At 37.4% G+C, this 25,427-nt stretch carries 19 protein-coding genes; 13 read left to right on the top strand and 6 right to left on the bottom strand.

The features are described 5' to 3' along the window. Window positions 1-46: 46 nt before the first annotated feature. Window positions 47-478, bottom strand: a complete 432-nt coding sequence (locus tag P3J6_RS07170; protein WP_054201566.1) for an Lrp/AsnC family transcriptional regulator — start codon at window positions 476-478, stop codon at window positions 47-49. Window positions 479-645: 167 nt separating this feature from the next. On the opposite strand from P3J6_RS07170, the gene P3J6_RS07165 reads away from it, so the two are divergent. The 4 genes from P3J6_RS07165 to P3J6_RS07150 all read left to right on the top strand — a co-directional run bounded on the left by P3J6_RS07165 (window position 646) and on the right by P3J6_RS07150 (window position 5,311). Next, a complete protein-coding gene (locus P3J6_RS07165; protein WP_198522572.1) occupies window positions 646-1,728 on the top strand; it encodes an ornithine cyclodeaminase in 1,083 nt (360 codons plus the stop codon). Next, complete coding sequence (gene ctlX, locus P3J6_RS07160) at window positions 1,725-2,636, top strand: citrulline utilization hydrolase CtlX (RefSeq protein ID WP_198522571.1); 912 nt, start codon at window positions 1,725-1,727, stop codon at window positions 2,634-2,636. The genes P3J6_RS07165 and ctlX overlap by 4 nt, the downstream gene beginning before the upstream one ends. Before the next feature lie 127 nt (window positions 2,637-2,763). After that, window positions 2,764-4,170 carry an alanine/glycine:cation symporter family protein gene (locus tag P3J6_RS07155; RefSeq protein ID WP_198522570.1) on the top strand — a complete coding sequence of 469 codons (1,407 nt, stop codon included), beginning with the start codon at window positions 2,764-2,766 and terminating at the stop codon, window positions 4,168-4,170. A 94-nt stretch (window positions 4,171-4,264) separates the two neighbouring features. Further along, window positions 4,265-5,311 carry a patatin-like phospholipase family protein gene (locus tag P3J6_RS07150; protein WP_198522569.1) on the top strand — a complete coding sequence of 349 codons (1,047 nt, stop codon included), beginning with the start codon at window positions 4,265-4,267 and terminating at the stop codon, window positions 5,309-5,311. A 439-nt stretch (window positions 5,312-5,750) separates the two neighbouring features. Here the strand turns inward: P3J6_RS07150 and P3J6_RS07145 are convergent, their stop codons facing one another. Further along, complete coding sequence (locus tag P3J6_RS07145) at window positions 5,751-6,314, bottom strand: YSC84-related protein (protein WP_008108715.1); 564 nt, start codon at window positions 6,312-6,314, stop codon at window positions 5,751-5,753. 140 nt (window positions 6,315-6,454) lie between these two features. On the opposite strand from P3J6_RS07145, the gene P3J6_RS07140 reads away from it, so the two are divergent. The 4 genes from P3J6_RS07140 to P3J6_RS07125 all read left to right on the top strand — a co-directional run bounded on the left by P3J6_RS07140 (window position 6,455) and on the right by P3J6_RS07125 (window position 11,225). Further along, window positions 6,455-7,666, top strand: a complete 1,212-nt coding sequence (locus tag P3J6_RS07140; protein ID WP_008108719.1) for a tyrosine-type recombinase/integrase — start codon at window positions 6,455-6,457, stop codon at window positions 7,664-7,666. After that, window positions 7,666-8,865, top strand: coding sequence for a cation:proton antiporter (locus P3J6_RS07135; protein WP_198522568.1), 1,200 nt, complete (start codon window positions 7,666-7,668; stop codon window positions 8,863-8,865). The genes P3J6_RS07140 and P3J6_RS07135 overlap by 1 nt, the downstream gene beginning before the upstream one ends. Window positions 8,866-8,948: 83 nt before the next feature. Next, window positions 8,949-10,601, top strand: coding sequence for an Lcl C-terminal domain-containing protein (locus tag P3J6_RS07130; RefSeq protein ID WP_198522567.1), 1,653 nt, complete (start codon window positions 8,949-8,951; stop codon window positions 10,599-10,601). 27 nt (window positions 10,602-10,628) lie between these two features. After that, on the top strand, window positions 10,629-11,225 hold the full coding sequence (locus tag P3J6_RS07125; RefSeq protein WP_178957088.1) for an Lcl C-terminal domain-containing protein: 597 nt from the start codon (window positions 10,629-10,631) through the stop codon (window positions 11,223-11,225). 39 nt (window positions 11,226-11,264) lie between these two features. On the opposite strand, the gene ydiJ is transcribed toward P3J6_RS07125, so the two are convergent. Next, the gene (gene ydiJ / locus P3J6_RS07120) at window positions 11,265-14,309 is read right to left on the bottom strand and encodes a D-2-hydroxyglutarate dehydrogenase YdiJ (protein WP_198522566.1); all 3,045 of its coding nucleotides are present in this window, start codon (window positions 14,307-14,309) and stop codon (window positions 11,265-11,267) included. A gap of 144 nt (window positions 14,310-14,453) precedes the next feature. Here ydiJ and P3J6_RS07115 point away from each other — a divergent pair, with 144 nt between their 5' ends. Continuing rightward, window positions 14,454-14,666, top strand: coding sequence for a PGPGW domain-containing protein (locus tag P3J6_RS07115; protein WP_178957086.1), 213 nt, complete (start codon window positions 14,454-14,456; stop codon window positions 14,664-14,666). Window positions 14,667-14,718: 52 nt separating this feature from the next. Here the strand turns inward: P3J6_RS07115 and ppsA are convergent, their stop codons facing one another. Beyond that, window positions 14,719-17,094, bottom strand: a complete 2,376-nt coding sequence (ppsA, locus tag P3J6_RS07110; protein ID WP_198522565.1) for a phosphoenolpyruvate synthase — start codon at window positions 17,092-17,094, stop codon at window positions 14,719-14,721. Window positions 17,095-17,248: 154 nt separating this feature from the next. On the opposite strand from ppsA, the gene ppsR reads away from it, so the two are divergent. Continuing rightward, entirely contained in the window at window positions 17,249-18,058 is an 810-nt protein-coding gene (ppsR, locus tag P3J6_RS07105) for a posphoenolpyruvate synthetase regulatory kinase/phosphorylase PpsR (RefSeq protein WP_008108730.1), read from the top strand. A gap of 90 nt (window positions 18,059-18,148) precedes the next feature. Here the strand turns inward: ppsR and P3J6_RS07100 are convergent, their stop codons facing one another. Beyond that, window positions 18,149-19,498, bottom strand: coding sequence for a class II 3-deoxy-7-phosphoheptulonate synthase (locus tag P3J6_RS07100; protein ID WP_171039112.1), 1,350 nt, complete (start codon window positions 19,496-19,498; stop codon window positions 18,149-18,151). Between the two features lie 600 nt (window positions 19,499-20,098). On the opposite strand from P3J6_RS07100, the gene P3J6_RS07095 reads away from it, so the two are divergent. Then, the gene (locus P3J6_RS07095; protein WP_075170152.1) at window positions 20,099-20,974 is read left to right on the top strand and encodes a DNA replication terminus site-binding protein; all 876 of its coding nucleotides are present in this window, start codon (window positions 20,099-20,101) and stop codon (window positions 20,972-20,974) included. A gap of 61 nt (window positions 20,975-21,035) precedes the next feature. Here the strand turns inward: P3J6_RS07095 and P3J6_RS07090 are convergent, their stop codons facing one another. Next, on the bottom strand, window positions 21,036-22,250 hold the full coding sequence (locus tag P3J6_RS07090) for a hypothetical protein (RefSeq protein ID WP_013463357.1): 1,215 nt from the start codon (window positions 22,248-22,250) through the stop codon (window positions 21,036-21,038). A 771-nt stretch (window positions 22,251-23,021) separates the two neighbouring features. On the opposite strand from P3J6_RS07090, the gene P3J6_RS07085 reads away from it, so the two are divergent. Next, window positions 23,022-24,260: an AAA family ATPase gene (locus tag P3J6_RS07085; RefSeq protein WP_010388797.1), complete on the top strand. Its 1,239-nt coding sequence runs from the start codon at window positions 23,022-23,024 to the stop codon at window positions 24,258-24,260. 15 nt (window positions 24,261-24,275) lie between these two features. Next, the gene (locus tag P3J6_RS07080) at window positions 24,276-25,238 is read left to right on the top strand and encodes a transcriptional regulator (RefSeq protein ID WP_010388796.1); all 963 of its coding nucleotides are present in this window, start codon (window positions 24,276-24,278) and stop codon (window positions 25,236-25,238) included. The last annotated feature ends 189 nt before the right edge of the window (window positions 25,239-25,427 follow it).

The following is a 25,427-nucleotide window of genomic DNA, read 5'->3' as shown; positions in this document are numbered from 1 at the left end:
GAGTATTGCCTAAAATACTTTTAGTAAAGCATGGCGTTAATAAAACCTAAGTAGATGATAATAATATACTGGTTTCGCTATTTAAAATGCCTTCTATTTCGCGCACTTGCCTAAGTACGCCATCAAACTCACCTAAATTTGCAGCCTGTATTTCAGCCACTAAATCCCAAGCGCCGTTGGTTGTATGTAACTTTGTTAGCTCTGGTATGCCGCGAAGAGTTTTAATTACCTGCGATGTAGATTTTCCCACCACTTCCACCATCATTATTGCTCTTACAGCCTCGGTTTCGATGTGTTCATGTACACGCACCGTAAAGCCTAATATAGCGCCCGATGAAACTAAACGGTCTAAGCGATTTTGCACCGTCCCGCGTGACACCTTTAAAACATCGGCTAGGGCTGAAATAGAAGCGCGGCCATCTTTTCGTAATTCGGCTATTAATGCGTTATCTAAGGAGTCGTAAATGTAAGGGGTCATAAAACGCCTTGGGTTATGTGTTTATTATAAATTACTAAATTTGTACTTTATTGCATAGCAATTTGCTAAAAAATAACATTATTTGTATAAACTTTTGGCATTTTAACTGTCACCTCTGGCCTATAAACTTATTTCAATTAACTTATATAGTCATTAAAGAGGTGTTTATGAGTCATTTTATAGCAGAGCCAAAACAAGGTGTTCCATTTGTTAGCGTACAGACAATGGCCAAACTTATAAATAAAGTCGGAATAGAAAACGTATTGCTTGAGCTTACCCAAAGATTAGAACACGACTTTGCTCGCTGGGACGAATTTGATAAATCGCCACGTTATGCGGCGCACTCTCCGGATGGCGTAATAGAGCTTATGCCTGTAAGCGACGGTGAAATGTTTAGCTGCAAATATGTAAATGGTCATCCAAAAAACACCTTTGAAGAACTTCAAACCGTGGCCGCGTTTGGTATTTTATCGGATGTTGATAGCGGCTATCCGGTTATGATCAGCGAAATGTGCTTACTCACGGCCTTACGCACAGCGGCTACATCGGCGCTTGTGGCAAAGTATTTAGCACCCAAACACTCAACAACGCTTACATTAATTGGTAATGGTGCACAGTCTGAGTTTCAAGCATTAGCTTTTAAAACCGTATTAGGCATGACCCACATTCGTTTATACGATATTGATAAAAACGCCTCTAAAAAAGCCTACAACAATTTAAGTGGCTATGGTTTAAATGTAACTATATGCAATAGCGCAGAAGAAGCCGTGCAAGGTGCGCACATTATTACAACCTGTACGGCTGATAAAACCAACGCAACCATTTTAACCAGCGATATGATACCGCAAGGTGTTCATATTAATGCGATTGGTGGCGATTGCCCTGGTAAAACAGAGCTTGATTCCCAATTGTTAGGGCGCGCAAATGTGTTTGTAGAGTATGAGCCTCAAACCAGAATAGAGGGCGAAATACAGCAAATGTCCGAAAACTTTGCCGTGACCGAGTTTCATAAAGTAATTAATAAACAAACACCTGGGCGTACAAGTAACGACGAGCTTACTATTTTTGATGGGGTAGGTTTTGCGAGCGAAGACTTTACCGCGCTGATTTATATTAAAGATGCGCTGGTGGTTGCGGGTGAGTTTTCATTACTTGATTTAATTACACAACAAGCCGATCCGCGTAATTTATTTTCGGTACTTAATAGTGTGCAAACATCAAAAACAACTAAGCAAGAGCAAGTCGCATGAGCCACATAAAGCAAGCACCAACAGCTGTGGTTATGGTGCGCCCGCATCACTTTACATCTAACCCACAAACTATGTTAGACAACACGTTTCAAAGTAGCTGCAACTCACAAAACCAGAGTCAGCTTGCTTTTGACGAAGTAACTAATGCGGTTAAATTATTACAAAACGAGGGCGTAACAGTTCATCTTTTTGAAGACGAACATACGCACACGCCCGATTCTGTGTTTCCAAATAATTGGTTTTCTACCCATCAAAGTGGCGAGCTAGTTATATACCCAATGTACGCAGAAAACAGAAGATTAGAATATCGAAAAGATATTATTGATTTTTTGACTAATCACTATAAAGTGTTGTCTGTGAGTGATTATTCATTTTTATCGAAAGAAAATTCATTTCTAGAAGGTACAGGATCGCTTGTTATTGATCACTTACATAAGCTTGCTTATGCAGTAGAATCGAAGCGCACTAATAAAGCTGTAGTTAATACAGTATGCGAGCAATTAAAGCTAAAACCTGTTGTGTTTAACGCCTACGATGAGCAAGGTACTGCGGTTTATCATACTAATGTATTGATGTGTGTAGCCACACAGTTTGCCATGATCAGCTTAAATATGGTGCCAAATAGTCAGCACAAACAATTAACTAGCCATTTTATACAAAGCCATTTAGAAGTAATAAACTTAACTAGTGAGCAAATAAGTAGCTTTTGTGGCAATGCAATTGAGCTACAAGGTACAAATGGTCGTATTTTAGCGCTCTCACAAACGGCGTTTAATGCACTTACAACCGAGCAAAAAACAGCAATACAAAAAACAGCTAAACTTGTTCCGTTACCTATACCAACCATAGAGTCGGCGGGAGGTTCGGTTAGATGCATGATTGCGGGTATACACCTGCAAAGTAAATAACCTACCTCTAAGTCAACATTCTAAGGCAGCTTAGCTCCGCTAAGCTATGGCTAACATGCATTATTAAATGCAAATTACTCAACTACTCGCTGAGTAAAAACATAATAAATACAAAAAGGATTAGCCCATGTTCGATACCGTAGTAAAAAGTGTAAATGGCCTTTTATGGGGCGAAGGGCAAGTACTTATTTACATTCTCCTATTTACCGGAATATGGTTTTCAGTACGCTTAAAAGCAATTCAATTAGTTAAATTTAAGCACATGTTTAGCCTGCTAAAAGGCAGTAGTAAGTGTAATAAAAACGATATTTCATCATTTCAAGCGCTCTGTACTGGGCTGTGTGCTCGAGTAGGCACAGGTAATTTAGCCGGTGTGGCTGTGGCTATATCACTCGGTGGTAGCGGCGCCATATTTTGGATGTGGGTCATTGCTATACTGGGTATGGCAACCGGATTTGCAGAAAGTATTTTAGGCCAGGTATATAAAATTCGCGACAGCAATGGCGAATTCAGAGGTGGCCCTGCGTATTATATTCAACAAGGCTTAGGCAGTCGTGCATTTGCTATTGTGTTTGCCGCCTGTTTGTTTTTAGGTTACGGCTTTACCTTTAGCGCCATGCAAACCAACACCATTACCGATGCACTAAATTACGCATTTGAAATACCCACTTTTTACTCAGGTGTTGTGATCACACTTTTAGCAGGCTCTATTATTTTGGGGGGCTTTAAAGCCATTGCCCGATTCGCCGAGCGAGTAGTGCCTGTTATGGGCATCGTGTTTGTGCTTGTTGCTGTAGTAATTACACTGATTAACTTCACTCAAGTACCTGCCATGCTCAAAGATATATTTTTATCAGCGTTTGGCTTGCAAGAAGCTGGTGCAGGCGCCATGGGTGCAGCCATTAAAAATGGTATACAACGCGGTTTATATTCTAATGAGGCTGGCGCGGGAAGTGTGCCGCATGCATCGGCAAGTGCCAGTCCAATGCCAAACCATCCGGCTACGCAAGGCTACATACAAATGTTAGGGGTGTTTTTCGATACCATCGTATTGTGCAGTTGTACCGCGGTTATTATTTTATTGGCCGATGTAGATATAAGCGGTGAAATGGAAGGCATACGCTTAACACAAAGCGCTATGACCTCACACTTAGCGCAAGGCGGCGTGTATTTTGTAGCCGCTGCCATTACTTTATTTGCTTTTACCTCGGTGGTTGCTAACTACGCCTACGCCGAAAGTAACCTCCACTTATTTAAGCTCGATAACAAAGTAGGGCGCGGTATTTATACTTTGCTTTATTTATCAATGATGTTGTGGGGCGCATCAGCCACCTTAAAACAAGTATGGGATTTAGCTGATATTGCTCTAGGGTTAATGACAGTGGTAAACGTTATCGCTATTATACTACTCACACCGACTATTTTGTCTGTTACTAACGACTACCACGCACAAAGAGACAAAGGCATAGAGCCTGAGTTTAAGGTAAAAAACGTAAAAGTGCAGGGCAAATGTGAAGACGGAATTTGGGATTAAGATTAAAGTTTAAAAGTTTTATTTTGCATAAGTATTCATTTTTAAGTTTGGCTTTAACAACATTAAACTGCGACTCTACAGGTAGTATTTTTAGATGATCGACATTTATGCGGGTAAAACTGCAGCAAAAATAATAAACGAACAAGGTTTTAAACCCGAGATTTTTACCTCTTTTTTAGGGGCAAGTGGTGGCCCTAAATGGTTTACCTTATTTGGTTTAGACAAATATATATTTGGCGAATTTTTTAAACATCGCACCCAACCGCTTAATTTAATTGGCTCATCTGCAGGGGCTTTTCGTTCAGCCTGTTTTGCACAAAACGATCCCGTTGCTGCCATTAAGCGGTTAGCAAAATCGTATTCACAAACCCGATATTCTAGTAATAAACCAACGCCCGCTGAAATTACACTTAAAGCCCGCGCATTATTAGATGATGTATTTGGTGATGATGGCGTTACTGAAATTATAAATAATCCCGTTTTTAAAGCGCATTTTATTGTCGCAAAATCTAACGGCTTTATTGCCAGCGAACATAAATTAATACAGCTTTTGGGTTTATCAAAAAGTTATATGCTTAACCGCGTTAATCGTAAATTATTAGGCGCCCAGTATGAGCGTTTTATTTTTGGCGCACCTAATAGTAATTTAAGTATTACCGACAGCTACAAGTTTAAAACACAAAACATTGAACTCACGCAAACAAATTTAAAAGATGCCTTATTGGCATCAGGTTCTATACCACTAGTAATGCAAGGTATAAAAAATATTGGCGGTTCGCCACCAGGAATTTACCGTGATGGCGGCATTATCGATTACCACTTTGATTTAAAAATTAATAACCCAGGCTTAATTTTGTATCCACATTTTAATTCAGATCCAAAAGCAGGGTGGTTTGATAAAAATTTAAAACGAAAAGTAGCACCACAAAATTACGACAACGTTGTGATGATCACCCCATCAAAAGAATTTATTGCCGGCTTACCTTACGGAAAAATCCCAGACAGAAACGACTTTACTGATCTCGATGCCGATACCCGGATTAAATATTGGAACACCGTGTTTAGTGAAACTGAGAAATTAGCTGAAGCATTTGATAATAAATTAAATGCTGATAACTTTGATTTGAAGTTATATAACTAATTTAACTTTAAAAATTAAAATAACCATCTCAAGTGATATAAATGAAAGAGTGTAAGCCTTTATATTAAAGTGTTTAAGTTTTAATTATATTTAAAAGCTGGTTTTTTAGGTCAGATAAATAAGTGTTCTAAGTTTTATTTTATGCTTTAAATGTTTTATACATGTTTCCTGCTATTCGTTAAAAAATGAAAAGAGAATAATAAACATCGTATATTGGATTCTATAAGCGTAAAATTATTTTAGCTGATAGCTGATAGCTGATAGCTGATAGCTGATAGCTGATAGCTGATAGCTGATAGCTGATAGCTGATAGCTGATAGCTGATAGCTGATAGCTGATAGTTAACTACCTATAAATTACGTTATGTTAAATTGAGTGAATTAAATTAAAGTGGGCGTAATCCATAAAACTAGCCCACTTATGATAGGGTTTTGATAGCTTAGTTTAGCTCAGAATCGACCCAAAATTTAGTGCCTTTTAAAACTGCTTGCAGTGCAAGGCCACTTTCGGTTAAAGAGTAAACAGTAACTTGGTCAGCAATAGCTTCGGCAACTAAAGCGCCACCTTTATCTTGGTATTTTGCAGCAGCATCGGCATTACCACCGAACGCCCAACCATGTTTAATAAATCTATTTAACGCTGCTTGATCGTGAAAAACCATAACAATATTGAAATCTTTAACACCTAAACCTAAGCCTAAACCAGCTTCGCCCATATTCATATAGGTAGATTTTCCGGTTAGGTTATTTTTTACTACACCGTACCCACCACCAAAACTGGCTAAAATAACGTTTACATTGGCATTATCAAATACAGCATAACCGGCAGAGTTTGCAATTTGAGTTTTAACATCTGGTTTTTTTTCGTATAAAGCAGTTAATGTATTCGATTTCATACTTTGTACTAAAGCACGTTTTTCTCCAGGAGAAGCACTGCCTGTAGTAGCGCAACCTGTTAATAAAACGCTAATAACTAACATGCTCAACAGAAGTAATTTTTTCATGATTTTTCCTTTAATAAGGTATATGGTTAATAAATCTGCATTTAGCATAAATATCAAAATTTCGTTATGTCCAATACTAGACAGTATCGGACTTTAAGGTTAATCTATAAGTTTATTATTTTCTTATATATTTTACTATTATGCTTGTTGCTCTGGTCGATACATTAAAACAATTACGTTATCAAATAGCTCATCTTGAAGATAATACACTGCAATCAGAATATCCAGAACTAGCCTCTTTTATACAGCAAGTCAGCTTGACTGTAACTGAATCAAAGGCCGATCTAAATTTTTTATACCAGTTTTTATATGTTTATGGCCGAAAATCAGAAGCAACTTATAGTCGTTTTCGCAATGAATTAGAACGATTTTATTTGTGGTCATGGCTTATAGCTGAAAAATCAGTATTCGATTTAAAGCGTGAAGATATTGAGGCGTATGTTGATTTTATGGTCGAGCCGGATAAAAAGTGGGCATCAACTTCGGTGCAGTGGCGCTATAAAGATGAGCAAGGAGTACGTAGGTTAAACCAAAATTGGCGCCCTTTCATGCAAAAAGAATCTATTGCGAGTCAGCAAACATTATCCGCAATGTTTACTGCACTTAATGTATTTTACAAGTTCGCTATTTTAGAAGAAAAAACCTTCGCTAACTTTGTACCTGTGGTTAAGAAAAATAGCCCCTACTTGGTTGTACAGTCACAAATACAAATTCCCGATACATTAAGCGATATTCAATGGGAATACGTATTTGGTGTAACGCGTGATCTGTGCGAACAAAAACCAGAGTATGAAAGAAACCTTTTTACCCTCGCCTGTTTAAAAGGATTATATTTACGTATATCAGAATTATCAGAACGTCCACAATGGTCACCTGTTATGTCTCATTTTTGGCAAGATAACGATGGCTTTTGGTTTTTACGTATAATGGGTAAGGGTAATAAATTACGAGATGTAACTTTAAGTGATGATTTTCTTGAGTATTTAAAACGTTATCGGTTATACCGTGGTTTACCTGCCCTGCCCCGTGTTGACGAATCCGACCCTTTAGTGCATAAAATTCGTGGCCAAGGTGGTATGACAGTAAGACAAATTCGACGTTTAGTACAACAAAGTTTTGATATTGCTCAGCAGTCATTACTTGATGATGGCTTTAAAGATGACGCGGAACAATTAGAAGCGGCCACTGCACATTGGCTTCGACATACCGGTGCAACGCATGACGCACAAACTCGACCTTTAAAACATTTATCTGAAGATTTAGGCCACGCAAAAATAGCCACAACCGATCAAATATATATTCAAACAAATATTAAAGAACGGGCAAAGTCTGGAATAAAAAGGAAGATTTAATGGAATACTTAATTATTGCTCTTATTGGTGCATTATTTTTAATTTATTCTACAACACTACGCCAATTAGAAAAAACAGAAATTACTGGGCCGATGTTTTTTGTTATAGGGGGGATGCTGCTAGCATTGATAGCTCCGAACGAAAGTGAAAATTTTAAAAATGGCTTACGGTTTTTACTGCCCTTTATAGAATTAACGCTCAGTATCTTTTTATTTACCGATGCAGCAAAGTCAAAATTAGGAGTATTAAGGCATAGTTTTCAATACCCAAGTTTACTTTTATTTGTTGCCTTACCTTTAACCCTATTACTCGGGATTGCTACTGCGTTATTTTTATTTGCTGAGCTTTCCTTAATTCAAGCAGCACTTATCGCAATTATATTAACCCCAACCGATGCGGCTTTAAGTAAGGGATTATTAAGCAATACAAAAGTGCCTGAAAAAATACGCGAAGGTATTAATACAGAAAGCGGTTTAAACGATGGCTTATGTGTGCCTATATTTTTAATATTTATTCTGCTCGCAAAAAATCCTGAATCTGCAATTACTGCAACACAAACGTTAAGTGTGTTTGGTAGAGAATTGGGAGTTGCATTATTAATTGCATTTGCAAGTATTGCTGTTTTTATTCCGTGTTTGAATATTGCAATGAAGCGACATTACTTTGCCCAAAATACTAGCCCGTTTTTACTATTGGGTTTTGCTATGGCTGTATTTTCACTTACGCAATATTTTCATGGCAGTGGATTTATTGCCGTATTTGTAGCGGGGCTTTTATTTGATAAATACGCGAGCACCAAAATAAACAAAGAGCTGATTGAAGACTCAGAGCATATAGCTGACTTTTCCTCTTTAATGATTTGGTGTTTATTCGGTTTTGTTTGTGCTTATTTAGTGATCCCGAAATTAAATACTGAAATAATAATTTATGCGCTACTTAGTACAACACTGATCAGAATAATTCCTGTTATGTTGTCATTGCAATTTACGTCATTAAAAATAAAAGAGCGTTTAACGTTTGCTTGGTTTGGGCCACGAGGATTGGCTTCGATTGTTTTTACTTTAATGGTTATTGATACACAAATAGAAAATAAATTTCAAATTGCGACCATTGCTATGACCACAATTTTATTTAGTGTATTTATTCATGGTATTAGTACAAAACCGATTGCAGACAGTTTTTCAAATAAAAAAGCGTAAACACTGTTATTTAAAATTGTGGTAATATATTTTCTAATTATTTTTATAAGGATATTTAAGCGAATAAAATTGTTAAGTTTATTTTGAATGTAGCTATTGCTATTTCTGTTGCATCTTGTGGTAGTGGTGGAGGTGATAAAGAACAGCCTAAGAATAGTAATATAATTCCAACTGTTAACGCAGGTCCAGACCAGATTGTAAATAGCAATGAAGTAGTTAATCTAAATGGCGTTGCTTCGGACGAAGACGGTAACATTGTCTCATTTTTATGGGAGCAAATTAAGGGTAAAAAAGTTAATCTTCAAAATTATAATACCTCAAAAACAAGCTTTACTCTGCCGAGCTTTGAAGAAGAAACTGAATTAGAGTTTAAGTTAGTTGTTACAGATAACTCTGATGCACAAACAAGCGATACAGTAAAAATAATTGTAAAAAAAACAGTTATTCCTTTAACCGTAGATGCAGGCTCCAATCAGATAGTCGAGGAAGGTTCAGAAGTGCAATTAATCGGTTCAACTAATATTGATGATAATGCACACACCTACTCGTGGATTCAAATATCAGGCTCCCCCGTTACGCTTAATGATAATGATAAAAAAATAACAGGTTTTGTAGCTCCTGCTGTTAGTAATACTGAAGTGCTAGAGTTCAAATTTACAGTGAGTGACAATTTTAATAACTCGATCGAAGATACTGTATTAATTACAATAAACGATATAAATGAACCACCAACAGCAAGTGCAGGTGAATCGTACTTTGCAATTAGTAGTGAAACAGTTGAATTAGATGCTTCACTGAGCAGTGATGATAATGACATTTCTTTGTTAACTTACACTTGGAGTCAAATTGATGATTCAGGGTTGATAATTGAATTAAATAATTCAAATAAACAAAAAGCAAAATTCATAGCACCTTCTGTAATTGTATCAACAGTTCTATCTTTCCAAGTAACAGTTACAGATGCTGAAGGACTAACAGATATATCTACTGTAAATATAGCAATAAAGCCATTGATTAACAGTAAAATAAATGATACTGGTCTATTGCGCTGCGCTAAGGAATTCGATGCTGAGGGGAAGTTACTACCGAATTGTCAATCTAGTGTTGGTGAAGATGCTCAATCTGGACGTGATATTAGTAGTAACTATGATCAAGATGGAAAGGCCGGTTTTAGTTTTACTAAACTTGATAGTAATGGAGACCCAGTCGATAAAAGTTCACAGAGTTGGTCTTGTGTACTTGATAACGTTACTGGATTAGTTTGGGAGGTTAAATCGAGTGAAAAAGCTCTTCATGATCCAAAGCATACATATAGTTGGTACGATCCAGACTCTTCAAAAAATGCGGGTTATCCTGGTTTAAAGAACCAAGGTGTGTGTTCTATTGATAGCTGTGATTCTTATTCATACATTAATATGGTTAATGAACAAAATTTTTGTGGGAAAAATGATTGGCGATTACCAACGCAAACTGAATTATTATCAATTCGAGACTTTGGAATTTCCGCAGCTGATAATACTCCTAATATAGATACCTCATTTTTCCCAAGTACTTCTTTTAATCTTCCTTTTTGGACTGCGACCTCTAAGGTGACTCCCTATCCCGAACAAAACCTTGCTATAGGTATTTTTTTCCTACCACCACCAAATTTTGGTGATGAATATTCTTTAGATAACTTTATTGTAGAAACGTCTAAAACAAAAGCAAGTCATATTCGATTGGTTAGAAATCAATAAGTCAAATTAAAATTAAAGGGATATAACATGAATAAAAAAATAAATTTTTCTACTCTACTAATTGTATTTATAACTCTATTTACGTTTTCTATAGCAAAAGCACAAGAATGTTCAGAAAGCATTATTAAGACAACCCCAAACGAGCGCTTTAGTATCAATGGTGATGGAACAGTTACTGACATAAAAACAAATTTAATGTGGATGAGATGCAGCTTAGGTCAAACTTGGGATAGTAATAATTGTTCAGGTGATACTTCATCAGCCCTACTAACATGGAGGAATGCGTTAAACATAGCTGAAAGTGAAACATTTGCTAGTTACACAGATTGGCGCTTACCAAATGTAAAAGAACTAGAGACAATTATAGAGCATAGTTGTCATAGTCCAGCTATAAATAAATATATTTTCCCTGGTACAATTCAATCTAGAAAAGACTCTATAGATGAAACAAGATTTATAGCTATGTATTGGAGTTCCTCTATAGATTCTAATTATTCATCAATTGCATGGAAAGTTGATTTTCTTACAGGTACATTAGCCACCCAGTATGATGACATCGGCGGCGGTAATACTGCGTATATAGAATATCCACAAGCTGCTAGGCTTGTTAGAACAGTAAATTAAACTCAAATTTTGGCGCATAATAAACTATGCGCCAAGATTTTACTTAATTAACTCTGCCAGTAGCTCTATTGGATGCTTAGGCTTAAATTTTTCATAACGTTTTACTTGGCTACGACATGAAAAGCCAGTTGATAAAAGTTGCTCAGGTTTATTTTTATCAACGATAGGTTTCCAACTCATTTCATAAAGTGCTTTAGAGTTTGCTTTGTTTTGTGCTTCATGACCATAAGTACCGGCCATACCACAACACCCAGTATTTGTGGTGTTTAATGTTAAACCAAGCTGATCAAAAATATTTTTCCACACACTTGCGGCTTTTGGTAGCGCGGTCGTTTCGGTGCAGTGGCTTAACAAGGTAAATTCAGTATCAGTTTGTTTAGCTTCTAAAGTACTGAACGATAGTGTTTCTAACCATTCATGCGCAAGTTGCACATTAAAATCGCCACGGTTATTTTCTAAAATTGTATTATATTCATCGCGATAACACATAACTAACGACGCATCTAAACCAACTAGCGGTGCATTAATATCATTAAGCTGATTTAAAAACTCTGCAGCATTTTTTGCCGTTAGCTTAAATTCATGTAAAAAACCTTTCACGTGCTGAGGTTTGCCATTGGGTTTAAAGGGTAACAGCATTGGTTTTTTTCCAAGCTGAGTAATTAGTGTAATAAAACTCTCAACCAATTCTGCTTCGTAAAAGCTGGTGAATGGGTCTTGAACAATGAGTACATAATCATTTTGCTCATCGGTACTTAGTTTTTTAAGTAATTCTAAATTAAATTTTTGCGCTTTGTTTACACGTTTGTTGAGTGCAGGAATACTTAGCTGAGGGGTATCAACATAGCCTACCGTTTTTTTAATGAGGCCACTAACTAATGAGGTTTTTACAATTGGATTAATAACCCTAGCAAATTTTGCCATTAACGGTGCACTGTTTTCTATATTACCCACTAAGTAATCTTTGAGTGGGCGGGCATAATAACTGTGATAATAATTTAAAAAACGGGCACGGAAAGTTGGCACATCTACTTTTATTGGGCAAGCCGTAGTACACGCTTTACACGCTAAACATTCATCCATTGAGGCTTTTACTTCATGTGAAAAATCGTAAACGCCTTGTTTTTTCTCTCTGCTATGAACAAAGCGCTCCCACCAAGTAATTACTTCACCTTTGTTTAGCTCTTTTTCAACCTCAAGTAAATTAACATCTTTTGACTCTTGAAGACGTAACCATTCACGCATTAGCCCTGCTCGACCTTTTGGCGAATTACGGCGATCGCCAGTTACTTTATACGACGGGCACATTGGCGAGTTTTCATCATAATTAAAACATAAGCCGTTACCATTACAGGTCATTGCATTGTTGAAACTGGTCTTAACATCAATTGAAATTTGTTTGTCGAAGTAAGAACGCTTTTGCCCATCAACGCTAACTAGTGAGTCTTCACTTTCAAGCGGGGTACATATTTTTCCGGGGTTGATTTTATTATTTGGATCAAACGCCGATTTTATTTTTCGTAATTGCGTAAATAAATGCTCACCAAAAAATTCAGGACCGTATTCACTTCTATAGCCTTTACCGTGCTCGCCCCACATTAAACCACTGTATTTTGCGGTGAGTTTTACTACTTCATCTGAAATAGTGCGCAGTAATTTTTCTTGTTCTGGGTCGCACATATCCAGTGCCGGCCTAACATGTAAAACGCCAGCATCAACATGACCAAACATACCGTACTGTAAATTATAGCTATCAAGTAGCGCTCTAAATTCAACAATATAATCGGCTAAATTTTCTGGTGGTACGGCGGTGTCTTCTGCAAATGCGAGGGGTTTTTGGCTGCCTTTTACATTACCGAGTAAACCCACTGATTTTTTACGCATTGCATAAATTTTTAAAATATCGCTTTTATCGCTGGTTAACTGATAGCCAATAACGCCATTAGTTTGATTAGCAACACACTCATCTAACAATTTACATAATGTGTCTACTTTGTCTTTTATGTCTTCTGGTGATACGGCATTAAACTCAACCATGTTGAGTCCTTGCATATCTTTATTTGGTACATCAGTTATTAAGTCCGATACTGAATGCCAAATAATATCTTCACGAGCAAGATTTAATACTTTGCTGTCAACAGTTTCAACTGAAGTTGCGCGGGCATCAACTAAAAATGGTGAATGGCGAAGCGCAGAATCAAAACTGTCATATTTTATATTTATGAGGGTTTTAAATTCTGCGATAGGTGTTAGGTTTAATTTTGCTTCAGTAACTATGCCTAAAGAGCCTTCTGATCCTGTTATTAAGCGGCTCATATCAAAAGTTTGTAAGTCTTCACTTAGCACATGTTCTAGGTCATAACCGGTTAAAAATCTATTTAACCGTGGAAATTTGGCTAATATAGCGTCGCGTTCATTAAGTGATATGTCTAATACTGTTTTGTAGAGTTTGCCAATTAAGGATTCCTGATCGGCAATTATTTTTGCTTTTTCAATGTCTATCGGACTGGTAGACATTGCAGTGCCATCAACTAAATAGGTGGTTAGCCCTAAAACATGATCGCTGGTTTTGCCATAAACTAAGGAGCCTTGCCCCGATGCATCAGTACTGATCATGCCGCCAATAGTGGCGCGGTTACTGGTAGATAAATCGGGTGAAAAGAAAAATCCATACGGTTTTAAAAAGTCGTTAAGTTGATCTTTTATCACACCGGTTTGAACTCGTACCCAACCTTCTTCAACATTTATCTCGAGGATTTCACGCATATAACGTGATAAATCAACCACAATACCAGGCGTTAAAGATTGACCATTTGTTCCTGTGCCGCCACCGCGAGGACCAAAAGTTAACGATAAAAAAGGGTCTTGCGATGCTATTTGCAGAGCAACTTGAATGTCTTTTTCGCTTTTAGGAAAAATAACACCTTGCGGAAGCTGCTGGTAAATACTGTTATCGGTTGACGCTGTGAGTCTGGTTGCATAGCTTGCGTCTGTATCTCCAGTAAACCCTTGATTTTTTATAGTATTTAAATAATTTGCGACAAGCTCGGTCGCGGCATCTTGTTGTGTAATAGTTGCTATCATGGCGGCGCTTATTAATGCATTTGTGTAATTATATCATGGCGATGGCTAATAGAAATTGAAGATTTTACAGTTTGTAACACTCTTTTTATCGATATATGAGCAGCTGCAATTATAATCAAGTTAAACGCCTACTATGAGGTTTATATGAAAAAACTACTAATGCAGATCAGCGGAACAGTGTTTATTTTACTCGGATTATTGTTTGCTGTGGTGCCAGGGCCATCGTTAATATTTTTTATTGCAGGCTTATTCTGCTTTTCTATGTATTACCCTAAAGCTAGAGGGTATTTAACATGGTGCCAAAAAGCACTGACTCGTTCATGTGCCTACTTAGATAAAAAATTAGCAAAAAATTAATTTTTAGTCATAAAAAATGCCAGCAGTTGCTGGCATTTTTTAACGAGGTAACTTACTTAGCAAGTTTGTCTGCTAAGTATAACCATGTTTCTAGTACTGTATCTGGGTTTAGCGAAACAGAGTCAATGCCCTGCTCTACTAACCATGCTGCAAAGTCTTCATGATCTGAAGGACCTTGACCACAAATACCTACATATTTACCTTTTTCTTTGGCTGTTTTAATAGCCATAGAAAGTAGCTTTTTGATTGCAGGGTCACGCTCATCAAATAGGTGAGCAATTAAACCTGAATCGCGGTCAAGACCAAGCGTTAACTGTGTTAAATCGTTAGAACCGATAGAGAAACCATCGAAGTATTCTAAGAATTCTTCAGCCATTAATGCATTTGACGGAAGCTCACACATCATGATTACTTTAAGACCATTTTCGCCACGTTTAAGGCCATGTTCTTCAAGTAATTCAATAACGCGTTTACCTTCTTCAAGGGTACGTACGAATGGGATCATGATTTCGATGTTGGTCATATCCATGCTGTTTCTTACGCGTTTTATAGCTTCACACTCAAGTGCAAAACAATCACGGAAGTCTTCAGAGATATAACGTGCAGCGCCACGGAAACCAATCATTGGGTTTTCTTCTTCTGGCTCGTATTGCTGGCCGCCCACTAAGTTAGCATATTCGTTTGATTTAAAATCAGACATACGAACAATTACACGCTCTGGTGCAAACGCACAACCTAGGGTAGAAATACCTTCAACCAGTTTACCAATATAGAATTCAACAGGTGATTCGTAACCGGCAATCATGTCTGTGATTTCTGCTTTTAATGCATCTGTTTGTGCATCAAAATTTAATAACGCTTTAGGGTGAACGCCAATCATACGGTTGATGATAAACTCAACGCGCGCAAGGCCAACACCTGAATGTGGTAAACGTGCAAAATCGAATGCGCGATCTGGGTTACCTACGTTCATCATCACTTTCATTGGAAGTTCAGGCATTTCGTCAACACGTGAAGTAAGTACTTCAAAGTCTAAAATACCTTCGTAGATGAAACCAGTATCGCCTTCGGCGCATGATACAGTAACTTCTTGACCAGCTTTAATTAAGTATGTTGCATTACCACAACCAACAACGGCTGGGATACCTAACTCACGTGCAATGATTGCAGCATGACATGTACGACCACCACGATTAGTAACAATCGCAGCCGCGCGTTTCATAATAGGTTCCCAGTCTGGGTCTGTCATGTCGGTAACTAATATGTCACCTACTTGTACTTGGTCCATCTCTTTGATTGAGTCAAGTACACGTACAACACCACTACCAATTTTATGACCAATTGCACGGCCTTCAACAACAACATTGCTGCTGCCATTTAGTTGGAAGCGTTCCATTACGTTTGTGTCTTCGTTTGAGCGAACAGTTTCTGGACGCGCTTGAACTATATATAGTTTGCCATCGTTACCATCTTTTGCCCATTCGATGTCCATTGGACGACCGTAATGCTTTTCAATGATTACAGCTTGTTTGGCAAGATCTTGCACTTCTTCATCTGTAATCGAAAATTTGTTTGAAAGTGCTGAGTCTACGTCAACAATTTCTACTTGTTTGCCATGAGCTTTGTCTTGAGAGTAAATCATTTGAATGGCTTTAGAGCCAATGTTACGACGTACTACAGCTGGCTTGTTTTTAAGTAGCGTTGGTTTATGAACATAAAATTCATCTGGGTTAACCGCACCCTGTACAACCATTTCACCCAAACCATAACTTGATGTGATAAACACTACATCTTCAAAGCCCGATTCAGTATCAATACTGAACATAACACCTGATGCTGATTTATCAGAGCGTACCATGCGTTGAATACCCGCTGATAACGCTACACCACGGTGATCGTAGCCTTGGTGAACACGATAAGAAATAGCGCGGTCGTTAAATAACGAAGCGAATACGTGTTTAATAGCAGTCATTACAGAATCAATACCAACAACGTTTAAGAACGTTTCTTGTTGGCCTGCAAACGAGGCGTCTGGCATATCTTCAGCAGTAGCTGATGATCGAACAGCGAATGAAACATCTGCAGAAGCGTCACCATGAAGTTGGCTGTATGCATCGCGGATTGCTTTATCTAGACTAGGTTGGAATGGGGTATCGATAATCCACTGACGGATATCGGCGCCGACTTTGGCGAGTGTGTTTACATCATCAACATCAAGAGTATCTAAAATGTCGTGAATTTTTGCGTTGAGTCCTGATTGTTCTAAAAACTCGTTAAAAGCGTCTGAGGTAGTAGCAAAACCACCTGGGACTTGCACACCTGCGTTAGCTAAGTTTGAAATCATTTCACCAAGTGAGGCATTTTTACCACCAACTCGAGGAACATCTTGCATACCAAGCTCTTGATACCAGAGAACGTATTCTTGCACGGATCTTTCTCCAAAAAACAAATTGTAGTACTAACTGTGAGAGTTAAGAAAGAAAACCTTTTATAAAGGTCGCCCCCATTCTACACTGGCAAACGTCCTCACGTAAACCGTGATACACTTATTTTAAAATTAAATGTAATAAAAAAGAGGCTTTATGAGAACTGCGTTTTATATTTCAGATGGTACGGCAATCACATCTGAAGTGTTTGGTCATGCGACCTTGTCTTTATTTCCTGTCGAATTTAATCATAAAACAATTCCTTTTGTAGAAACCGAAGAAAAAGCGCATGAAATCAAAGCGCTTATTAACGCCACATCGTCTAAGCAAGGTGAGAAGCCTCTAGTGTTTTTTACTTTTGTGAATCATAAATTATCGGAAATTATTCGCTCTGCAGATGCTGTCTCGTATGACTTTTTAACAACCTATAGCGAAAAAATTGAAAGCGAATTAAACGTTGCCCCAGTACCTAAAGTACATAGAACCCATTCAATACACGAAAAAAGTTATGACTTTAGAATTGATGCAGTTAACTATGCTTTAATGAATGACGACGGCGGTAATATTAAAAACTTTGCTGAGGCTGATATTATTTTAGTTGGCGTTAGTCGAAGCGGTAAAACGCCAACAAGCCTCTATTTAGCCCTGCAATACGGTATTAAAGCGGCCAACTATCCGATCACAGAAGATGATTTAGAAAGCGAAGGGTTACCCAAGTGCTTAGTGCCTTATAAGCATAAACTGTTTGGTTTAACTATAGACCCTGAGAGACTGGCTGCGATCAGAGATAGACGAATGGCAAATTCAAAATATGCATCAATTAGACAGTGTCGTATTGAAGTGCGCGAAGTAGAAATGCTCTATAAGAAGCATAAAATTGCTCATTTAAATTCTACCCACCATTCGGTTGAAGAGATCTCAGCAAAAATCATTTCTGATACAGGTCTTGAGCGTCGTAAGTACTAACAAACTAACATGTGATTTAAGCATGTAATTACACACAGCACACAAAAAAGCCGTTAATAATAGCGGCTTTTAACATATTAGGAAGGCGTATTACTTGCGAGCATCTTTTAAAAGGTCTGCAACTAAAAAGCCAAGCTCTAATACTTGATCGGCATTTAAGCGAGGGTCACATTGAGTTTTGTAACGCTGCGCTAAGTCATCATCTGATAAACCGTATGCACCACCGGTACATTCAGTAACATGTTGTCCGGTCATTTCTAAATGAACACCACCTGCGTATGAGCCTTCAGCTTTGTGAACAGCGAAGAACTGACTAATTTCGCGCATAATGTTATCAAAGCTGCGAGTTTTATAACCTGAGCTGGCTTTCTCTGTATTGCCATGCATTGGATCTGAGCTCCAAATTACCTTACGCCCTTCTTGCTGTACTTTGCGAACAAGCGCCGGTAGCTTCTCTGGTAATACATCTGCACCCATTCGTGTAATGAGCGTTAACCTGCCAGGAATGTTATCTGGGTTTAGTGCATCAATTAAACGGATAAGTTCGTCAGGATCCATACCTGGGCCAACTTTAACGCCTATTGGATTTTTAATGCCCTTAAAGAATTCAATATGAGCATGGTCTAACTGACGTGTACGCTCACCAATCCAAACAAAGTGAGCTGAACAATCGTACCAGTCGCCTGATAAATGGTCTCTACGGGTTAATGCCTCTTCATAGCCTAGCAATAACGCTTCGTGTGATGTATATAAATCTGTTTCTTTTAAGCTTGGCGCTATAGTTGAATTAATACCACATACTTCCATGAATTCTAAAGCGTCTTGAATTTTATCTGCCAGCTGTTGGTATTTTGCTTTTTGTGGATTAGCAGCAACAAAGCCCATGTTCCAACGGTTAACCTGATGTAAGTCAGCAAGCCCACCTTGTGCAAAAGCACGTAGTAGGTTGAGTGTTGCCGCACTGTGATGATACGCGGTCATTAAACGCTGAGGGTCTGGAATACGTGCTTCTTCAGTAAACTCAAAGTTATTTACTATATCACCACGGTAAGATGGTAACGAAACACCGTCTATTGTTTCTAAGTCGGCTGAGCGTGGCTTAGCGTATTGACCTGCCATACGTGCAATTTTTACAACTGGGCATTTACCGCCATAGGTTAGTACTACAGCCATTTGTAAAATGGTCTTAAATGTATCGCGAATATTTGCAGCGTTAAAGTCACTAAATGATTCTGCGCAGTCACCACCTTGAAGTAAAAATGCGCGGCCTTCACACACATCTTCAAGTTGTTTAAACAAACTTCTAGTCTCTTCTGCAAACACTAAAGGCGGTGCACTTTTAAGCTGGCCTTCAACAGATTTTAATATGTCTTGATCTGGGTACTGTGGCTGCTGCAGTATTGGCAGTTCTCTCCAACTATTTGGGTTCCACGATTGCATGTTCATTCCTCACTCCTATTACCTGATGTATTGAAATTAACGTATGCAGAGGGCTTTGTTCAAGGACTAAATCGACTATTTACCAATTATTTAGTTATTAGGTAAATTTAAATAGGATTATTATCTATGATTTAACTATTTTATTGATAATAAATATATAAATAAAGAACACTAATGCATTAAAAAACAATAGGATAAATAGTAAGAGTAGTATTTATTAAGCTTTGCTTGCAGCCACTTAGCTAAGCTGTATAAGATAATGTTAATACAAGGAACACATCATACTTAAATTGACTATATGTATCCTTAACTTTACAGTTAAATTTAAATATATCAGCCATCAGTTATGTAGTTTTAAATATATATGCTAGCTGAGTAGTTCTGCTGGTTATACCCACTCCTTCATACTGCGTTTATATATAACTATTAGTAAGTTAGAAAATATTATTATTAAAATGATCATACAAAAATAAGAACACATCATACTTAATTTAGTTTAAATTTAGTCTTAGCGGTATAGTAATATTTAAGAAATAACTACCAAAAGAAAAGGTTATTTGCGAAAATTACTAAATCGTAAGATGTGTTCTTGGTGGTGTTATGGTTACAAAGGTACAAATTAGAAGTCAGTTTGATTTACTCAATGAGTTAACGCTTAGGCTAATTGAGGAGCTTAAAGAATATGGGTTTGCTAAAGCTGAATACTATCAACTGCCAGAAATAAGCAGTGTGGATGAAAATATAATTCCCGAGTCGATTGCAGTATCTAAAATTACAGGGGAACTGGCACAAAAGGCTATTTTAAATTCTTTTTCTGATATGTATAAAAAGCCTGGTCTGAGTAGTCGCGTATTAAAGCGCCACCCTGGTTTATTAATTATACAAGACGCTAATAAACAAGCTATTATTGATCGGATTGCTCAAGTTAATAATGCAAAAGCGGCATTTAAAAATTGTATTTTGGCGATAGACAATAACGATGCTCGATTTGAAGCCGTACATAATGCTATGCCAAATTTAATTACGCTTGCCGCTTATCGTAAAATTCATAGCGAAAGCGAATCCCCTTTTTCAGTTCGTTTTACTTGGATGCATAAACACGCCACTAAAACACTCACAAAAAAGATGGCTCTTGAAATGCTCGAAAAGTCCGCTGGGTATAAAAACCCAAGAATGATTGATCAGCAAAAATGGCAATCATTGGTTGCTCAAGAGCAAGTTCGTGTTGCCAGTCTAGGTGAAAAAGAAAAATTACGAATTAGGCGCCCTACCCGAGTTAGCCCACAAGTTAATGTAAGATACACGGCTCAAAATCGTTATCATGTTAGTGCGGCCTTACCTTTTATTCTTATAAACCCACAACCCGATGTTAAGTATGGCCAACTGCCGAGTTACGAAAAACCGTTATCACATCCACGAAAACGTGAGTATGACTTTCTGGTAGACCGTTTATATTTAGAACAAGTAACAAAGTAATTATGTTAAAAAGGCCACTTAATGTGGCCTTTAATATAACTACTGGTAAAAATTAATATAATTATTTTTCTACAATTTCTTCCAGCTTATCTTCATCAATTAATACTGCATTTTCAACAATGCGTTTACCACCTTGTATCTCTATACGCTTGTTATGTTTATTTAATGCCAGTATCTCATCACAAAACTGATCAGATGGATGCATTTCATAAGTGTAATCTACAATATTACCTGTTTTATCATCTTTTACATTAGTAATGCTGTACTCAGATATTGCTCCTTTTTCTATTAAATCTTTCATCGTGGTAGTCATATCACGGCGCAGTGCTTTTAATTTATTTTCGGTAATATCATCAGTTGAATAGATAGAGCCATATTTTTCCATAATAGACAGCAGTCTAAAATGATATGTTTTTCCTGGGGCAGCATAGCGCCATAAATGATATAAACGTAGCATCATCCAACGCGATAATCCGCGCTTTAACTCTTGAGCACTATTAAAATAATAACCTTTATATTCAAGGTTATCGATCATGTTATGAACAAACGCATTTAAACACGCTACACATTTAACATTTCCGCCTTGGCCTTTTTTACCACTAAAGTGTAAAGACGATAAAAAGTTCATGTTCGACTCGTAGAACGAATCATCAATATCAGAGTTTTTAGTGTCAGTAGCAGAATATTTAAAAGAAAGTTTTGAACCTTGTAATGCTTCGAGCGATTCTTTAATTTGTGGGTAAGGCATAGATTGACCTACCGCTTTAAGTTCTTGTGCTAATTCGTTCATAGAAAACACAACGGCATATTGAATACCGGACTTAAAATTAATTTTTACTATTTTACCTTTTGATGCAAGACGAATAAGTGCACGCTCAACTTTTTCTTCTCTATCTGATGGCCAAACTAAGTATTCTACGTCTTCACCATCTTTACGAGTACTTACCACAGCCGGTGTTATTTTAATTTCACCATCGTATAAAATACCGTCTACTTTTTCAGATATCTTACGTGTAATTATGGTTTTTTTAGGGGCTTCTTCAAGTGGCAGCTTTTTATGCCCTGAGCGAACAAAGCGTCCCCACAGATCATAATGGTTAAATGTGTTAGAGTAAGCGCGTAACCCATGGGCTGCATTTTCTATCGAAATTCGCACATCTTTATTATCTGTAAATAGTGCTAAGCTTTCGTTATCAATTGCACTTTCCACCCCGTGAATTTGGCCCCTAAGTGTATCGGGCAAGTTATCTACCGAGATGTTGACCTTTCGGCTCATGGTTTTTATTTCCGTTTTTATTGTGACAGCTAATAACAACACATAAAGCCGCAAAAGTTAAATGTTTAAGTTAGTATAAAAGTGATCTGACTTCAAATAAAATGCACAGATCAATATTTTACTAAGAAAAAGTTAAAACATGAGATTTCAGATCAGGTTTTTACTAACTAGGCTTTAATAAACCGAATTTTTACTAACTGAAAAATAAATTTGTCCATTGCAAAGTGTTTTTTTTTAAATTTAGCACGACAAATGACAGCAAAAATGAGAGGCCTGTGGATAAGCTTAGTTCCAGTTAGCATAGATCTGATCTGTACTTACTACAGATCAGATCTATACTAATTAAACCGCTTATTATTCCTGATGGTGGGTGCATAACTTTATAATTTACTTAGTAAAAACATGATCTACAGCATCTATTTTGTGAGTAACTCAGTGCCTAACCTGTGCATAACTAAGCTGCTAAATATTTGCTTAGTAAAAAGGTGATCTGCCAGTAGATAAGGATCTGATCTTAACCACGTACAATGCTGATCCATTTTTTTTAACATTGTTTATATAAATCATAATGTTATATGTATATTTTAAGGCCTTAGCCTTTAATACCTTATATATTTAACCATACTTAAACTTCTTTATTTATACTAAGCAATATTAAAGGCGTAAAATTATTTTATATGTCATGTATTTAAAATGGATGTCGCCTTAAATAGTTATTTACAGCTAATTGAATGGACATTATACTAAACGCCTAACTTTGAGGAATAAAGTATGTCTATCAATAATAATGCGCTAGATACCTACCGACTTTTGAAAGCAACCGCAGAAGTTGCTGAAAAATCACTAGAAGGACGTATTCAACATTACCGCGCCCATCTTAAGTCTGAAGAAAAAGAATTAAGAACCTACACCCAAAAAGCCGCTGCTGATTTACTTGGTTGTAATAATCGTACCTTAAAAAGACGCCATGACAATGGTGATTTTGACGATTTGAACATAAAACGCGGTGCAAACGGTCATTACGCTTATACGTTGGTTAATATTTTTGCCATGGCCGATATAATGGATATAAAACCCGATCATCGTGCACCGACAGACAAACTCCAAGTTATTGTTATTAATTCACTAAAAGGTGGTTGTGGTAAAACAACGAGCATGGTTAATATTGCTGCAGCACTTGCCACTACTAACATCAAGCGTTACCGAATTGGTATTATCGATTTAGATCCGCAGGGGTCATCATCTAGCTTTTTCCCATCTTCTGAGCCCGATCCAATTACTGTTGGTGATTTAATGCGTGACTGCATTGATCTTGAAGAAGGTGAAACCTGGCCTGAATTTGTTTCAAACTCTTTTTTACCAACTCATATTCCTAATATTCGTGTTTTACCCTCAGGTATGGATGATTTTTATTTTGAACACGAAACTGCAACTTTGCTTAAAGACACCTCAAACTATGAGCAAACTCGCCATTACCATAAGCTGTTAGAGCGTGTTATCGAGCCAGTAAAAGATGAATTTGATATTTTACTAATTGATACAGCGCCTACTCTTAACTTTATGTTTTATAATGCGTTAATGGCTTCTACAGCGATGCTTATACCGGTTCATCCTGAAGCGGTAGACTTTGATGCTAATAATAAATATTTAAAACGTTTAGGTGAGATTTATCATACCGTTGCAGCTCTTGGTCACGATGGTTGGGACTTTATGCAATTTTTGGTTACCAATTATGTAAAAGGTAATCACTCACAACGTGACATAGTTAAAGACGTAAGAAGCGCCTTTGGTCGCCAAGTCATGAGCTACCCTATTAATCACAGCTCAGCAATTACTGCGAGTTCATCCTCGTTTAATACTATTTTTGATCAAAAAGCGTCTGACAGTTTAGCGAGTAGAGAATCGTTAATGCGCGCACAAGAAAATATCAAAGATGTTGTTGACGAACTCGAAATGCTAATTCGTTCAAATTGGCAATCTACACAATCAAAATTAAATACGCCTAAGTAAGGATGTTGACTAAAAATGGCTAAAAAACGTAAAAATGACACCCGCTTAGATCCCTTTGCAACCGCTGTCGGCAGTAGCAGTTTAGACGCTCTTTTAGAGCAAGCTAATGCAGGCGATGTTATTCGTATGCCTGCGCCAAGCGATCCTAATCGCGAAATCACATTGGTTTGTAAAGTGATTGCTCATAACGAGATTGAAAAATCAACTCAGGTTTATGGTAAAAATCGCCGTGTACAAGCGCTTTTAAACGAAAAGTCGGTATCCGATATACTTCCTGCAATTAAAGAAGATGGACGTAATCAGCACCCCGCCCTGCTTTGGGATCAAGGGGATATGAGTCTTGTTCTTGCAGGCTCAAGACGTCGCAAAGCCTGTATTTTGGCTGGTGCAGATTATCTTGTTTTGAGTTCAAGTGATTTTAATGAGCAAGATGCCAAAGTGTTAGCAGTTTCTTCGGATCAATACATTGCTCCAAGTCTTTGGGAGTTAGGTCAAGCGTATCAGCAAACTCGAAACGAACTCATTCAACAAGGCAAAAAAGGATCGTACCGCGAGATTGCCGTTATTGAAGGGGTATCGCATACCGCCATTGCGGATGCTATTAAAGCGTATGAGCAAATATCTGCCGATGTTATAGCTCTTTACCCAACAGCTAACCATGTTGGTAGAGAAGTCGCTAAAAAGCTGATTAACGCAAAGGAGCGAGACGAGGTTGCATTTAACGAGTTAGTTGTAGCACTTGCAAGCAATGATGAAGTTAATGCCTTAGAAGCCGACGACAAGCGCGCTATGCTGATCACTAAACTATTAACCGCAGAGCCTAAAACAGCATTAAAGCGTGAGGCTGTGCTTGAAAACGACTTTATTAGTGTGCAACGTAACCTTAAAAGTGGTGACGTTTCAATAAAAATTAATAATAAAGTGATGACAGACAAGCGCTTAGAACAACTGACTAAACTATTAAGTGCTTTTAATTAGTTAGTAATATCGTGATCTGTAAAGGGGGGTAGGTTAGTTAAATAGTGATCTAGCCCTCTTAATTAGTTAGTAAAAATCTGATCTTCCGTGGTGATAAAAAGCAAAAAAAGCCCGATAAACTACTAAGGATCGTTTTTTTACTAACTAAACCTGCTCTATTTGATTAAATTGCTACCTTGTTAGTAAAAA

It is taken from the genome of Pseudoalteromonas sp. 3J6 (assembly GCF_903995135.1).
GTDB lineage: Bacteria > Pseudomonadota > Gammaproteobacteria > Enterobacterales > Alteromonadaceae > Pseudoalteromonas.
This window is presented reverse-complemented; position numbering and strand designations above follow the sequence as displayed.

Bases quoted from the DNA above. Each gene is read 5' to 3' on its own strand.
- P3J6_RS07080 (WP_010388796.1), top strand. From the start codon at position 24,276: ATGGCTAAAAAACGTAAAAATGACACCCGCTTAGATCCCTTTGCAACC.
- P3J6_RS07150 (WP_198522569.1), top strand. From the start codon at position 4,265: ATGATCGACATTTATGCGGGTAAAACTGCAGCAAAAATAATAAACGAA.
- P3J6_RS07145 (WP_008108715.1), bottom strand. From the start codon at position 6,314: ATGAAAAAATTACTTCTGTTGAGCATGTTAGTTATTAGCGTTTTATTA.
- P3J6_RS07125 (WP_178957088.1), top strand. From the start codon at position 10,629: ATGAATAAAAAAATAAATTTTTCTACTCTACTAATTGTATTTATAACT.
- P3J6_RS07095 (WP_075170152.1), top strand. From the start codon at position 20,099: ATGGTTACAAAGGTACAAATTAGAAGTCAGTTTGATTTACTCAATGAG.
- P3J6_RS07090 (WP_013463357.1), bottom strand. From the start codon at position 22,250: ATGAGCCGAAAGGTCAACATCTCGGTAGATAACTTGCCCGATACACTT.
- ctlX (WP_198522571.1), top strand. From the start codon at position 1,725: ATGAGCCACATAAAGCAAGCACCAACAGCTGTGGTTATGGTGCGCCCG.
- ydiJ (WP_198522566.1), bottom strand. From the start codon at position 14,309: ATGATAGCAACTATTACACAACAAGATGCCGCGACCGAGCTTGTCGCA.
- P3J6_RS07115 (WP_178957086.1), top strand. From the start codon at position 14,454: ATGAAAAAACTACTAATGCAGATCAGCGGAACAGTGTTTATTTTACTC.
- P3J6_RS07135 (WP_198522568.1), top strand. From the start codon at position 7,666: ATGGAATACTTAATTATTGCTCTTATTGGTGCATTATTTTTAATTTAT.
- P3J6_RS07165 (WP_198522572.1), top strand. From the start codon at position 646: ATGAGTCATTTTATAGCAGAGCCAAAACAAGGTGTTCCATTTGTTAGC.
- P3J6_RS07100 (WP_171039112.1), bottom strand. From the start codon at position 19,498: ATGCAATCGTGGAACCCAAATAGTTGGAGAGAACTGCCAATACTGCAG.
- P3J6_RS07155 (WP_198522570.1), top strand. From the start codon at position 2,764: ATGTTCGATACCGTAGTAAAAAGTGTAAATGGCCTTTTATGGGGCGAA.
- P3J6_RS07085 (WP_010388797.1), top strand. From the start codon at position 23,022: ATGTCTATCAATAATAATGCGCTAGATACCTACCGACTTTTGAAAGCA.
- P3J6_RS07170 (WP_054201566.1), bottom strand. From the start codon at position 478: ATGACCCCTTACATTTACGACTCCTTAGATAACGCATTAATAGCCGAA.
- P3J6_RS07140 (WP_008108719.1), top strand. From the start codon at position 6,455: ATGCTTGTTGCTCTGGTCGATACATTAAAACAATTACGTTATCAAATA.
- ppsR (WP_008108730.1), top strand. From the start codon at position 17,249: ATGAGAACTGCGTTTTATATTTCAGATGGTACGGCAATCACATCTGAA.